Genomic DNA, 13,513 nt, shown 5'->3' on the forward strand with positions numbered 1-13,513 from the left:
TCTGTGGGGCTGACAAGGATCGTGCTCCCATGCTGAGGGCCGTGGGTTCGGGGTCCTGCCTCCGCGGGGGGAGGACGGTTTCCGGCTCACTGTCTTCTATAGCACGTGGAACGGCGGTGTTCCGGTGGTCCGGAAACCTGCGTCCCGGGATCTTGGACACCCCGGGCTCCCTTGTTATTCCGGATAGCAAAAGTTACTATCCACGATAGGAAAAACTAGCCTGGGAGGGGACATACACGTGCAACAGGACCGGTCCGAGAACCGCCGCAGGGAACCCGATCTCGGCCTGGACGTGCTCACCGCCGGGCTGAACGCCCGCCTGGCCGACGCCGACGCCCGACTCGTCCGCGACTACCCGGGCTCCTCCGGCGCCCGCCAGCCGGTGCACACCGTCTACGTTCCCGCGGACCGCGTCCGGGCCGGCCTGGTCCGGGAGTGGGGCGAGGCGGCCCTGCGCAGCCTGGACGAGTACGCGCCCGACGCCGCGGCACTGGCCGCCGCCACCGGTGTGGACGAGGACGCCGTGGCCGGGGTCCTGCCCCGCCTGCGCGACAAGCTCGTCCGCGAGCCGGTCGAGGACCTGCGCGTGGACCTGGAGGACGGCTACGGCGACCGGGGCGACGCACAGGAGGACGGCGACACCGTCGCCGCCGCCCGCGCCCTGTGCTCCGACATCGAAGCCGGACAGGCCCCGCCCGTTCTCGGCGTCCGGATGAAGGGAATGGAGGCGGCCGGACGCGCCCGCGGCGCCCGCAGCCTCGCGCTGTTCCTGCACACCCTCCTGGCGGAGCTGGGCGGCCTGCCGGAAGGGCTCGCGCTCACCCTGCCCAAGATCACCTCCGTGGAACAGGTCGAGGCGATGGTCTGGCTCACCGAGGAGCTGGAGCGGCGCCTGGAGCTGCCCGAGGGGCGGCTGCGCTTCGAGTTGCAGATCGAGACCCCGCAGTCGGTCCTGCTCCCCGACGGCACGGTGGCCGTCGCCCGCATGATCGGCGCCGGACAGGGCCGGGTCAGCGCCCTGCACTACGGCACCTACGACTACAGCGCCGCCTGCGGGATCACCGCCGCCTACCAGAGCATGGCCCACCCGGTCGCCGACCACGCCAAGGCCGTCATGCAGGTGGCCGCCGCCGGAACGGGCGTGTGGCTCTCCGACGGCTCCACCAACGTGCTGCCCGTGGGCTCGGCCGAGGAGGTGCACGCCGCCTGGCGCCTGCACGCCTCCCTGGTCCGCCGCTCCCTGGAACGCGGCTTCTACCAGGGCTGGGACCTGCACCCGCACCAGCTGCCCACCCGCTACCTGGCCACCTACGTCTTCTACCGCGAGGCCTTCGCGCCCGCCGCCGCGCGCCTGCGCGCCTACCTCGGCGCCGTGTCCGGCGGCGTGCTGGACGAGCCCGCCACGGCCCAGGCGTTGGCCGCCGCCCTGGTGAGCGGGGTACGCTGCGGGGCGCTGGACGAGGCCGAGGTGGCCGACGCCGCCGGAACCGACACCCGCACACTCGTCGACCTGGCCAGCCGACGGGTGGGACAGGAGCAGTGACACAGATGACCCAGCACGATCTCGCCGTCCGCGCCCGCCGCGCCCTCACCCCCGAGGGGGAGCGGCCCGTCACCGTCGGGGTGCGCGACGGGCGCGTGGTCAACGTCCTGGAGGGGGAGACCGCGCCGCTCATCGCCCGCCGCGAGATCACCCTGGCCGAGGACGAGGTACTGCTGCCCGGCCTGGTCGACACCCACGTGCACGTCAACGAGCCCGGGCGCACCGAGTGGGAGGGCTTCGCCACCGCCACGCGGGCCGCCGCCCTGGGCGGGATCACGACCCTGGTCGACATGCCGCTCAACAGCGTGCCGCCGACCACCACCGTCGTCGGGCTCGACGCCAAGCAGGCCACCGCCGAGGGGAAGCTCGCCGTGGACGTGGGCTTCTGGGGCGGGGCGGTGCCCGAGAACAGCCGCTCCGGCGCCACCAAGGAGCTCGCCGCGCTCTGGGAGCGCGGGGTGTTCGGGTTCAAGGCGTTCCTGTCCCCGTCGGGGGTGGAGGAGTTCGGCCACCTGTCCCCGGATGAGCTGTACACGGCCGCGGAGGCGATCGGGGAGTTCGGCGGACGGCTCATCGTGCACGCCGAGGACCCCGGCGTCCTGGAAGGGGCACCGCCCGCGGCCGGGCGCGACTACGCCTCCTTCCTGGCCTCGCGGCCCGACACCGCCGAGAACGAGGCGATCGCCCGGGTGATCGACGTGGCCAGGGCCACCGGCACCCACGCGCACGTGCTGCACCTGTCCAGCGCCTCCGCGCTGCCGCTGATCGCCCAGGCCAGGGCCGAGGGCGTGCCGCTGACGGTGGAGACCTGCCCGCACTACCTCACCCTGGAGGCCGAGGGCGTGCCCGCGGGGGCCACCCAGTACAAGTGCTGCCCGCCCATCCGGGACGCGGCCAACCGCGACCTGCTGTGGCGCGCGCTGGCCGACGGGCTGATCGACTGCGTGGTCAGCGACCACTCACCCAGCACCCCCGACCTCAAGGACCTGGACACCGGCGACTTCGGCACCGCGTGGGGCGGGGTGTCCGGCCTCCAGGTGGGCTTCTCCGCGGTGTGGACCGAGGCCCGCCGCCGCGGCGGCTCCCTGGCGGACGTGGTGCGGTGGATGTCGTCCGGGCCCGCGCGGGTGGCCGGGCTGCTCGGCAAGGGCGCCATCGCCGAGGGCGCCGACGCCGACTTCGCCGTGGTCGCCCCGGAGGAGTCCTTCCGGGTGGACGTGCGCGCGCTGGAGCACCGCAACCCGGTGAGCCCCTACGACGGGGCCGAACTGCTCGGGCGGGTGCGCCGCACCGTCCTGCGCGGACGGGACGTGGGGCCCGAGGACAGGGCCGGGCGGATGCTGGTCCGCCGGTAGGAACGGCGACGGGCCGCCGCCGGGACGTTCCCGGCGGCGGCCCGGTCGTTCGCGCGGGGGTCAGCCCCGCAGCTCACTCCAGCGGTCGCGGAGGTGGTCGGCCCCGGCCGTGGTCAGGGAGCCGAAGACGTTCAGGCGCGCGATGCCGCCGTCGGGGTACACGTCGGTGCGCACGTGGGTGGCGGTGACCGGTGTGTCCAGGACGAAGCGGTGGGCGCTGTCGGGCTCCAGCCGGGTGCGGGGGACGATCTCGAACCACGCGTCGGGGGCGTCGGAGTGCGCGTCGCGTCCCAGGACCGCCACCCAGCCCGCCGCGTTGCCCTTGAGGTAGGCGGTGTCCAACTCCAGGGCGCGGACGGTGGCCTGGGCGGTGAGGCGGAAGCGCACCCAGTCGTGCTCGGTGTCGCGGCGGCGCCGGTTCTCCCAGCCGTCGTCCATCTTCTGCGAGCGGCCGGGGGCGATGATGTTGTCCGGCGAGGAGTAGAAGCGGTCCGAGGCGTCCTCGACCATGCCGCCGTTGACCAGGGCTGCCACGTCGAAGCCGCCGAGGGCGGTGAGCCAGTCGGGGTCGGGCACGGGCTCGCCGTACACGCGCAGCCGGGCCACGCCGCCGTCGGGAAACTGCTTGAGGCGCAGGTGGGTCCACCGGCGCCCGGCGTCCACCTCGAAGGCGTTGGCGGCGTGCCCGTACACGAAGGCGCGGGGGACGATCTCGGTCCACTCCGCCTTGAGCAGCTCGTCGGTGGTGGGGGTGCCCTCCAGGTGGACGGCCTCGACGCTGACCTCGCGGGGGTGGTTGCCGCGGAAGTGCGCGGTGTCCACCACCACGCCGCGGACCAGGCCGGGCAGGCCGAGGCGGACCAGGGCCCAGTCGTGGTCGTCGGCCGCTGGGTGGGGCTGGTCGCCGCTCACGCCGCGGCGCCTGCGGGTCTCCCAGCCGTCCATCACCTTGCCCTTGTGCCCGAAGGCGTGCGGGTCGAACACGGCCGGTTCGGGCAGCAGCAGGTTCTCGCGCTGGGCGAAGAACTCGTCGTTGGCCGCCACGACCCCGGCGCCCAGGCGCCGGTCGGCCAGGTCGACCAGGGCCGAGAAGTCCAGGTCGGCGCCCCGGTAGTCGGCGTAGGGGTCGCCGCCCGCGTAGGGCCGGGCGTTGTAGGCACGTGGATCGGTGGGCTGGGCCCCGCTCATGTCTCTCCCGAAAAAAGTGGACGTGTCGGACATGTCCAGAGTCCCAAGAGAAAACGATTACTTCCAGCGAAAGTTTCTGATCATTCTGTTCAGTTGATCTGAACAGAAGGGCCGCCCAGGTCCGCCGCGGTGTCGGCCAGGGCGCGCAGCACCACCGCGACCTGGGGGCGCCCGCCCGCCCCGGAGCGCACGGCGGAGACCACGTGGCGGCGCGGCTGGTCGGAGCGCAGCACCCGCAGGCTGACCCCGGGGGTGCCGTCCGCGGCGGCCAACCGGGGGACCAGCGCGACGCCCATGCCCGCCGCCACCATGTCCAGGATGGCCCTCCAGTCGGAGGCCACGTGCGCCTGCTCGGGGACGAACCCCGCCTGGGCGCACGAGGCGACGGTGATGTCGCGCCAGGGACCAGACGCCCCGTAGATCCACGGCTCCTCGGCCAGGTCGCGCAGGCGCAGGGCGCGGGAGTCGGCCAGCCGGTGGTGGGCGGGCAGGGCCGCGTCCAGGGGGTCGGTGAGCAGCTCGCGCCGGTCGTAGCGTCCGTCGTGGCCGGTGGGGGCCTGGGCGGCCAGGGACAGGCCGACGTCGATCTCGCCCGCCGACAACAGGTCGTAGACCTCGGCCGCCTCGGCCTGGTGCACCCGCGTGGTCAGGCCGGGGTGGGCGCGCCGCAGGGCGCCCAGCGCGGGCACCACGAGGCTGGGGATGGCGGTGGCGAAGGCGCCCACGCGCACGTGCCCGGCCTCGCCCCGGGCGAAGCCCTCCAGTTCGGCCTCGGCCCGCTCCAGCTGGGCCAGGACGATGTCGGTGTGGCGCAGCAGGGCGTGCGCGGCGTCGGTGAGGCGGACCCGCCGCCCGTGCGCCTCCAGCAGGGCGACCCCCACCTGCTGGGAGAGGGAGGAGAGCTGCTGGGACACGGCGGAGGGGGTCATGCACAGGGCCTCCGCCGTGGCCCGGACGGTCCCGAACTCCTCCAGGGTGCGCAGGACACGGAGTTTGCGAAGATCCCAGTCGGTCACCCTCTCAGGCATACCATTCAGCCGCCCTGAACGGAACGCCGGTGTCCGCGGGGATCCCGCGGACACCGGCTCCGGGGGCGGGAGCGCGGCCCCCGGCCCGGCGACGGATTACGCCCGGGGCTTGTCCAGGGGCTCGGAGCCCCCGTCGCGGTAGGCCTCCCGGGCCTGGTCGGTGTACTTGGCCTCCCCGGGACCGGCGCTGCCGATCTCCTCGGCGTCGATCTCGGCCGGGGCGGCGGAGCCCCCGCGGCCGATCACGTTGAAGCACACGTTGAGCACGATCGCCACGACGGCCGCGCCGATGATGCCCGAGTGCGCGACCAGCTCCACCGACTCGGGCAGGAACGCGTAGAAGGTGGGGTAGGCCAGCGGGATGACCGCCACGCCCACGGAGGCGGCCACCAGCACCAGGTTGAGGTTGTTGGTGAAGTCGACCTTGGCCAGGGTCTTGACGCCGCTGGCGGCCACGCTGCCGAACAGCACCAGGCCCGCGCCGCCGAGCACGGGCGTGGGGATGGCCGCCATGGCGCCGCCCAGCACCGGGAACATCCCCAGCGCGACGAGGATGCCCGCGCCGGTGGCCACCACGTAGCGGCTGCGCACCTTGGTCAGGGCCAGCAGTCCGATGTTCTGCGCGAAGGAGCTGGTGGGGGTGGCGCTGAAGATCGGCCCGATGATCGACCCGCTCACGTCGGCGCGCAGGCCCGCCGAGATGCGTTTGGCGTCCACCTTCGAGCCGGTGATCTCCCCGACCGCGATGATGTGCGAGGCCCCCTCGGTCAGGACCACGAGCATGATGACGCACATGGTGACGACCGCGGCGACCTCGAACCGGGGTGCGCCGAAGTAGAACACCGAGGTCGGGTCGAACACGACGTCGGCCTCGCCCACCCGGCTGAAGTCGGCCATGCCCAGGGGAACGGCGACCAGGGTACCCACGAGCAGGCCCAGGAGGATGGACAGCCGACCCCAGATACCGGGCAGGACCCGGGAGCCGAGCACGATCACCCCGAGGGTGAGCCCGGCCAGCCCGAGGTTGGCCAGGGGCGCGGCCGGGACCGCGGAGCCGTCCTCCAGGGTGCGGACGCCGCCGTCCATGATCCACCGCGCCGCCACCGGCATGAGGCTGACGCCGATGACGGTGATGATGGTGCCCGTGACGATCGGGGGGAAGAAGCGGATCAGCTGCCCGAAGAACGGCGTCAGCGCCAGGGCGAAGAGCCCGGCGGCCAGGGAGGCGCCGAAGGCCACGGGCAGGTTCTCGCCGTCCTGCCCCGCGGCCAGGGAGGTGATGGCGCTGACGGGGACGAAGGAGCAGGCCACCACGATCGGCATCTGCGCGCCGACGCGCCGGTGGCCCACGGTCTGCATGAGGGTGGCGAACCCCGCCACGAGGAGCGCGCCGCTGACGAGGATGCCCATGGCGGCAGGGTCGTTCGCGAGCCCGGCGGCGGCGCCGATGACGAGGGCCGGCGCCACCGCGCCGGCGTACATGGTGAGGATGTGCTGGAGCCCGTAGACCAGGAGCAGCCGCGCGGGCAGCTTCTCGTCCTCGGGGCGGGGGGAGGAGGCGGCGTTCGTTGTGGCCGAGTCCTTCGCGGACGGACTGTTCGACATGGCCAGTTTCCAGCCTTTGCGATCGGCGGCCACCCCGGAGGGGGCCGAACTCTCGGGCACGGGGCCCGGTGGTGTCGCACCGGCCCGACACCTCCGTCAGGGGGTGCCGGGGCCGGGGGAGGGCCCGCCGCGGCGGGCCAGGGCCCGTGGCACGGCTGTGCGCGCGGGTCACGGGAGTGTCGGTGCGCGTGCCCGGCGGGGCGCCGGGGCCGCGGACGGGACCGCGAGGAGAGGGCGGTCCCGCCCGCGGGGCACTCGCCGGAGCGCCCACGGGGGAGCGCCCGGACACGGGGCGGGGCAGGGCTTTCTCCGTCAGGGGGCGCGCCGGGGGCTGCCGCCCCGGGGCGCCGTCCAGGGACTGTTTTTTGAACCTGCCTCAGCTTGTGGGGGGTGGTTCGGGCGCCCACGGGGTTCTGGAGGTGCCGGAGGCGGGTTTGCGAGGGACGAGCCAACCCGCCGTAGGCGCCGAAGGTTCCCGTTCTCCGGGCGCCCGAACACGGACCGAAGCGGAGCGGAGGTCCAAAAAAACACTGCCTAGACGAAGCCGGGGACGGTCTTCCAGGCGTCGCCGGGCTCGGGGGCGTCGTCGCGCTCCACGGTGGCCTCGATCTTGCCGTAGGGCCGGTCGGCGGCGAAGAAGACCTCGTTCGGGTTGTCCAGGCCGAACGGGGACAGGTCCACCAGGAAGTGGTGGTTGTTGGGCATGGAGAAGCGGATCTCGGCGATCTCCGGGTGCGCCTCCAGGACGGCCTTGCCCATCTCGTAGAGGGTCTGCTGCAGCGCCAGGCTGTGGGTCCGGGCGAAGGCGTCCAGGCACAGGGCGCGCACTGAGGCGTAGGCCTTGTCGAAGTCGTGCTCCACGCCCACGTAGCGCCAGCGGGCGGTGACGTCGGTGGCCAGGATCCGGTCGGTGGTCTCGGGCAGCGTCGTGTACTTGGTCTTGGGGAAGCCGTGGAACTCCGAGCCGGTGGACTTGAGCACGGACAGGCCCTCGAAGCCCGAGACCACCCACTCCCGGCCCCCCGTCTTGGTGACGACGGCGGTGCGGGTCTCGGCTCCTCTGCGCGAGAACGCGTGGTCGTGCGGGCCGGAGGAGGTCTGGATCCGCTCCCAGGAGTACTCCTGCACCTCCTGGCGGGCCCCGTGCACGTACTCGTGCTCGTCCACGAAGTGGCGGGCCAGGCGCAGGGCGAAGTCCTCGACGGCGCCGACGCCGCCCCACTCGCGGGCCTTGGCGTAGACGGTGTTCTTCTGGGTGTCGGTCGGCAGGCAGGTGCTGTTGTCGCCGAGGGTGTGCACCGTCTCCAGCTCTCCGCGCAGCTGGGAGGTGACGTTGACGTCCTTGATCCGGTGGACGTCGGTGTCGCGGTTGACGTGGACGAGGCGGACCTCGGCCTTGCCGTACTGGTTGTCTCCGAGTCGGATGCCCATCAGGGTGAACTCCATCCGTGTGATGCGTGAAGTCGTCATCGTTCGCGCCGTGGCGCAGTGCTACGAGGGAGGACCGCTGTGGTCGTGCGGAAGGACCTGTCGCGCACTCGAAGATTCAGGCTTGCCCTGGCCGGCGAGGATCTCCTGCCCGCCGCTCCCTTCCCGGTCGGCCGTGCCGCCGCGGTGGTCTGTGTGGGTGGTGTCCAGGGGGAGGGCGCGTGGCGCCCGCCGGTCTAGGAACCCCGGTAGGTCGAGTAGGCGAACGGGCTCAGCAGCAGCGGGACGTGGTAGTGGGCGTCCTCGTCGGCGAGGTCGAACACGATGGCGACCTCGGGGTAGAAGCCGCGCTGGCCGGTCGCCCCGAAGTAGGCGCCGGTGTCGAAGACGATCCGGTGGAAGCCCGCGGGGAGCCGGTCGGGGCCCAGGCCGGGCACGCGCCCGTCGTCGTCGGTGCGGCCCTCGGCGACCGTCCGCCAGGACCCGGCGCCGTCGGCGGCCTCCAGCCGCACGGGCACGCCGCGGGCGGGGCTGCCCAGGGCGGCGTCCAGGACGTGGGTGGTGACGTGGCTCATGCGTCCTCCAGGAGTTTGACGAGGCGGAGTCCGGCGATCCGCCGCAGCTCCCCGCCGACCACGGCCAGTTCGGTGCCGCGGTCGTTGGACAGGCGTGCGACCAGGTCGGCGAGGAGTTCGCGGCTGGAGCGCCCGCTCGCGCAGACGAGGTAGATCTGCCCGAACCTGTCCTCGTACTCGCGCTGGGCGTGGGCGAAGATCCGCTGGACGCGCACGGAGGCGTCGTCGGTGTCGGAGGCGAAGGCGGACTGCTCCCCGCGCGACCAGGCGGCCTCGGTGCCGGCGCCCTCGGCCTTCTCCCCGATGCGGGGGTGGCGGGCCAGGGCGGAGGCGACCTCGTCGGCGGTGACCGCGCGCGCGTGCCCGTCGGCCGAGGCCAGCAGGGCCGCGCGGTCGGGGAAGGGCGCCTCGGACGCGACGGCCGCGACCCAGCGGTCCACGTCCAGGCACTGCGCGAGCGCGGTGCGCAGCTCCTGTTCGGGCAGCGCGTTCAGGCGGGCCAGGCCGGGGTCGGGCCCGCTCTGCGGCTCCTCCGGGGTGCTCATGTGGTCTCCCCTGACTTGGCGCGAACCCCGGGCTCCCGTCCGTGGGACGGCGTACCGCCGCGGCCCCCGCCAAGAATTTTCGTAGTGCAGATAGCTAATTCCGTATTACGGATTGGGGGGACTCTAGTTGATGCGAGTGTGACCTTGTCAACACTCGCAAGGGGAGATCTGCGAAAAATAACCCGATCTGTGCCCGAGCACAAAGAAGGCCCGACCTTCTCGCCGTCACCCAGAGTTCACGACGGGTTTCGAGGGGTTCGCGGGGCCGGTGGGGTCGGGGCGGCGTCGGGGATGCGAGGAGGCCGGGCTCCGGAGTGGTTGACAAGCGGGGGTGCCCCGGCACACACTTCAATCATTCCTTAAAGCGAAAACTACTTTCCACATTATGGAAGTAGATGCTGGAGGCAAGGTATGAGCCACACCCTGGGGTACACGGTGAACTGCTCGCTGCTGTTCACCGAGCTCCCCCTCAACGACCGCCCCCGGGCGGCGCGGGAGGCGGGCTTCGACGCCGTCGAGTTCTGGTGGCCGTTCGAGAGCCCGACCCCGCCCAAGGACGAGGTCGACGCCTTCGTCTCCGCCCTCGACCGGGCGGGTGTCCGTCTCAGCGGCCTCAACTTCTTCGCGGGCCAACTGCCCGGCCCCGACCGCGGCGTGCTCTCGCACCCCTCGCGCAGCGCCGAGTTCCGCGCCAACATCGACGTCGTGGTGCGCATCGCCGAGCGCACGGGAGCCACGGGCTTCAACGCCCTCTACGGCCTGCGCCAGCCGGGGGTGGACCCCGGCGAACAGGACCGGACCGCCCTGGAGAACACCGTCGCGGCGGCCGAGGCCGTGGCGGCGGTCGGCGGCACCGTCCTCATCGAGCCCATCAGCGGGGCCGAGAGCTACCCCCTGACCACGGCCGCGGACGGGCTCGCCTTCGTCGCCCGGGCCGGGGAGGCGGGCGCGGACAACGTCGCCCTCCTGGCGGACCTGTACCACCTCGCCGTCAACGGCGACGACTTCGCCGCCGCGGTCCGCGACCACGCCGCCGAGTTCGGGCACATCCAGATCGCCGACACCCCCGGGCGCGGCGAGCCCGGCACCGGACGGCTGCCCATCGAGGAACTGCTCACCGCCGCCCAGACCGGGGGCTACCGGGGGCTCGTCGGCCTGGAGTACAAGCCGACCGTGCCCAGCGCACAGAGCTTCGGCTGGCTCAACTGATCCTCCAGCCGCGCACCCCGCCGCCAGCCACACGGCACCAGCAGCACAGCACCAGCCGCACACCAGTCACGAAGGGGGCCCTCGTGCCCGTCAAGAAGATCGCCTTCATCGGCCTGGGGATCATGGGTCTGCCCATGGCCGTCAACCTCGTCCGCGCCGGGTACACCGTGACCGGCCACAACCTCAGCCCCGAGCGCGTCGACGCGCTGGTCGCCGAGGGCGGCCTGCGCGGGGGCAGCGTCGCCGGGGCCGTCGCCGACGCCGACGCCGTCATCACCATGGTCCCGGACTCCCCGGACGTGGAGGAGCTCATGCTCGGCCAGGGCGGCGTCTTCGAGAGCGTCAAGCCCGGCACCCTGGTCATCGACATGAGCACCATCCGCCCCGACGTGTCCCGCTCGGTGGCCGAGGCCGGGGCTGAGCGCGGCCTGCGCGTCCTGGACGCCCCCGTCAGCGGCGGCGAGGCGGGCGCGGTCGAGGCCAAGCTCTCCATCATGGTCGGCGGCGCCGCGGAGGACTTCGAGGCGGCCCGGCCGCTCTTCGACGTCCTGGGCACCACCCCGGTCCTGGTCGGCCCGAGCGGCTCCGGTCAGACCGTCAAGGCGGCCAACCAGCTCATCGTCGCGGGCAACATCCAGCTCCTGGCCGAGGCCCTGGTCTTCCTGGAGGCGCACGGGGTGGACACCGAGTCCGGCCTGGAGGTCCTGGGCGGCGGGCTCGCGGGAAGCACCGTGCTCCAGCGCAAGGGCGCCGCCATGCGCACGCGCGACTTCACCCCGGGCTTCCGGATCGCCCTGCACGACAAGGACATGCGCATCGTCACCGACTCCGCGCGTGCCGCCGGGGTCGCGATCCCGCTGGGCTCGCAGGTCGCGCAGTACGTCGGCGCGCTCAAGCACCAGGGCCACGGCGGCCTCGACCACTCCGCGCTGCTGAAGATCGTCGAGCAGCTCTCCGACCGCTCCGAGAAGTAGCGGACCGGCCCTTTCCGGACGCGAGGGCCCCCACCCGGCCCCGAGCCGTCCGTCCCCGGTGTTGGCCGCACCGGTGGACACGGCCCGCGCGCCGTCCGGGCCCGCCCGCGGGCTCTCCCGCACCCCAGTAGCACCACGGCACCACCCCTAGCACCCAGCTTCACCACCACACAGCCACCAGCACCCCCAGCACTGAAGGGTTCGCTTCCCATGCCACAGATGCCCGCGATGAACGCGGTCGTGGAGGTCCTCAAGGACGAGGGCGTCGACACGGCCTTCGGCTGCCCCGGCGCGGCCATCCTGCCCCTCTACAAGGCGATGGAACAGGTCGGCGGCATCGAGCACCTGACCGTCCGCCACGAGGAGGGCGCCACCCACATGGCCGACGGCTGGTCCCGGACCACCGGCAAGGTCGGCGTGGCCATCGGCACCTCCGGCCCCGCCGGGACCAACATGATCACCGGCCTGTACACGGCCATCGCGGACTCGGTCCCGATCGTGTGCATCACCGGCCAGCAGCGCACCGACCTGCTGGACAAGGAGGGCTTCCAGGCGGTCGACATCGTCGAGATCGCCAAGCCCGTCACCAAGTGGGCCGTCCAGGTCAAGGAGGCCGCCACCGCGCCCTGGATCTTCCGCGAGGCGTTCCGGATCGCGCGGGAGGGACGCCCCGGCCCCGTCCTGGTGGACATTCCGGTGGACGTCGCCCAGCAGCTGATCGACTACGACCCCGCCATCGACGCCCCGCTCAAGGTCAACGCCGTCGAGCCGCACCGGCCCCGGGTGGAGCGCGCGCTGGACATGCTGCTGGAGGCGGAACGCCCCCTGATCCTGGCCGGAGGCGGCGTGATCACCGCCGAGGCCTCCGACGACCTGCGCGCGCTGGCCGAGCACCTCCAGGTTCCGGTGCAGGTCACCCTCATGGGCAAGGGCTCCTTCGACGAGGACTCCCCCCTGTACTCGGGCATGACCGGCGTGCAGACCTCCCAGCGCTACGGCAACGCCTCCTTCCTGGAGTCGGACCTGGTCCTGGCGGTGGGCGCGCGCTTCGCCGACCGCCACACCGGGCAGATCGACGTCTACCGTGGCGAGCGCAGGTTCATCCACGTCGACATCGAGGCCACCCAGATCGGCCGGGTCTTCGAGCCCGACCTGGGCGTGGTCTCCGACGCGCGGCTGTTCCTGCGCGAGCTGCTCGCCGCCGCGCGCGCCCGCGGCGCCAAGGCCGAGGTGCGGCCCTGGATCGACCGGGTCGCCGAGCTCAAGGCCACCCTGACCCGCCGCGAGGACTTCGACACGGTCCCGGTCAAGGCGCCGCGCGTCTACAAGGAGATCAACGAGGTCTTCGGCGAGGACACCTACTTCGTCACCGCGATCGGCCTGTACCAGATCTGGGGAGGCCAGCACCAGAAGGCGTACAAGCCGCGCCACTACCAGATCTGCGGCCAGGCGGGCCCGCTCGGCTGGGAGATCCCCGCCGCGATCGGCGTCAAGAAGGCGCTCAAGGACACCGAGCCGGACGCCGAGGTCGTCGGGATCGTCGGCGACTACGGGTTCCAGTACATGGTCGAGGAACTGGCCGTGGCCGCCCAGTACGACGTGCCCTACGTCATCATCATGCTCAACAACGAGTACCTGGGCCTGATCCGCCAGGCCTCGATCCCGTTCGACATGAACTACCAGGTGGACATCCACTACGACGAGTACGGAACCGACAACGTCAAGCTCATGGAGGCCTACGGGTGCTCCGGGCGCCGCGTCGTGGAGCCCGGGGAGATCCGCGAGTCCCTGGAGTGGGCCCGCAAGCAGGCCCAGGCCACGTCGCGGCCGGTGCTCGTGGAGATCATGATCGAGCGCGAGGCCAACACGCCGCACGGGCCCGCGATCGACGCGGTCCGGGAGTTCGAGCCGGTCCCGGGGGCCTGACGGCGGGTGTGCCCCGTGCGGAACGCCTGCCACAGCGGACCAAACGGGGCACACCGGACACAGGTGAACCCGCCGTTACGGGGTTGTGTCCGGAGTGTTTCGCGACGTGCGTTTTCTCCGGCCCGCACCTGCGCAAA

General features: G+C 72.6%; 11 protein-coding genes. 5 read left to right on the top strand and 6 right to left on the bottom strand.

Translation table 11 applies throughout. The features are described 5' to 3' along the window. Nucleotides 1–238 precede the first annotated feature (238 nt). Nucleotides 239–1,543 (top strand): DUF6986 family protein, encoded by a 1,305-nt coding sequence (locus tag ACSTA4_RS07760; protein WP_444962970.1) that lies wholly within the window; start codon nt 239–241, stop codon nt 1,541–1,543. 5 nt (nt 1,544–1,548) lie between these two features. Further along, nucleotides 1,549–2,898, top strand: a complete 1,350-nt coding sequence (allB, locus tag ACSTA4_RS07765) for an allantoinase AllB (protein ID WP_444962971.1) — start codon at nt 1,549–1,551, stop codon at nt 2,896–2,898. 60 nt (nt 2,899–2,958) lie between these two features. On the opposite strand, the gene alc is transcribed toward allB, so the two are convergent. From alc to uraD, 6 genes are all read right to left on the bottom strand, one after another. Then, nucleotides 2,959–4,086, bottom strand: coding sequence for an allantoicase (gene alc, locus ACSTA4_RS07770; RefSeq protein ID WP_444962972.1), 1,128 nt, complete (start codon nt 4,084–4,086; stop codon nt 2,959–2,961). An 89-nt stretch (nt 4,087–4,175) separates the two neighbouring features. Then, nucleotides 4,176–5,114 carry a LysR substrate-binding domain-containing protein gene (locus ACSTA4_RS07775; RefSeq protein ID WP_444962973.1) on the bottom strand — a complete coding sequence of 313 codons (939 nt, stop codon included), beginning with the start codon at nt 5,112–5,114 and terminating at the stop codon, nt 4,176–4,178. A 96-nt stretch (nt 5,115–5,210) separates the two neighbouring features. After that, nucleotides 5,211–6,719, bottom strand: coding sequence for a nucleobase:cation symporter-2 family protein (locus ACSTA4_RS07780; RefSeq protein ID WP_444962974.1), 1,509 nt, complete (start codon nt 6,717–6,719; stop codon nt 5,211–5,213). Between the two features lie 534 nt (nt 6,720–7,253). Then, nucleotides 7,254–8,150 (bottom strand): factor-independent urate hydroxylase, encoded by an 897-nt coding sequence (gene pucL, locus ACSTA4_RS07785; protein ID WP_444964113.1) that lies wholly within the window; start codon nt 8,148–8,150, stop codon nt 7,254–7,256. A gap of 233 nt (nt 8,151–8,383) precedes the next feature. Beyond that, complete coding sequence (gene uraH, locus ACSTA4_RS07790; RefSeq protein WP_444962975.1) at nt 8,384–8,722, bottom strand: hydroxyisourate hydrolase; 339 nt, start codon at nt 8,720–8,722, stop codon at nt 8,384–8,386. Next, nucleotides 8,719–9,267 carry a 2-oxo-4-hydroxy-4-carboxy-5-ureidoimidazoline decarboxylase gene (gene uraD, locus ACSTA4_RS07795; protein ID WP_444962976.1) on the bottom strand — a complete coding sequence of 183 codons (549 nt, stop codon included), beginning with the start codon at nt 9,265–9,267 and terminating at the stop codon, nt 8,719–8,721. Before uraD ends, uraH begins: the two co-directional genes overlap by 4 nt. Nucleotides 9,268–9,678: 411 nt before the next feature. Between uraD and ACSTA4_RS07800 the strand changes: the two genes are divergently transcribed. The 3 genes from ACSTA4_RS07800 (at nt 9,679) to gcl (ending at nt 13,376) form a co-directional block, all read left to right on the top strand. Beyond that, a complete protein-coding gene (locus ACSTA4_RS07800) occupies nt 9,679–10,476 on the top strand; it encodes a hydroxypyruvate isomerase family protein (protein ID WP_248774025.1) in 798 nt (265 codons plus the stop codon). 83 nt (nt 10,477–10,559) lie between these two features. Next, complete coding sequence (locus ACSTA4_RS07805; RefSeq protein WP_444962977.1) at nt 10,560–11,450, top strand: 2-hydroxy-3-oxopropionate reductase; 891 nt, start codon at nt 10,560–10,562, stop codon at nt 11,448–11,450. 210 nt (nt 11,451–11,660) lie between these two features. Then, nucleotides 11,661–13,376: a glyoxylate carboligase gene (gcl, locus tag ACSTA4_RS07810; RefSeq protein WP_416024448.1), complete on the top strand. Its 1,716-nt coding sequence runs from the start codon at nt 11,661–11,663 to the stop codon at nt 13,374–13,376. Nucleotides 13,377–13,513: the final 137 nt, after the last annotated feature.

Source organism: Nocardiopsis sp. M1B1 (genome assembly GCF_052466615.1).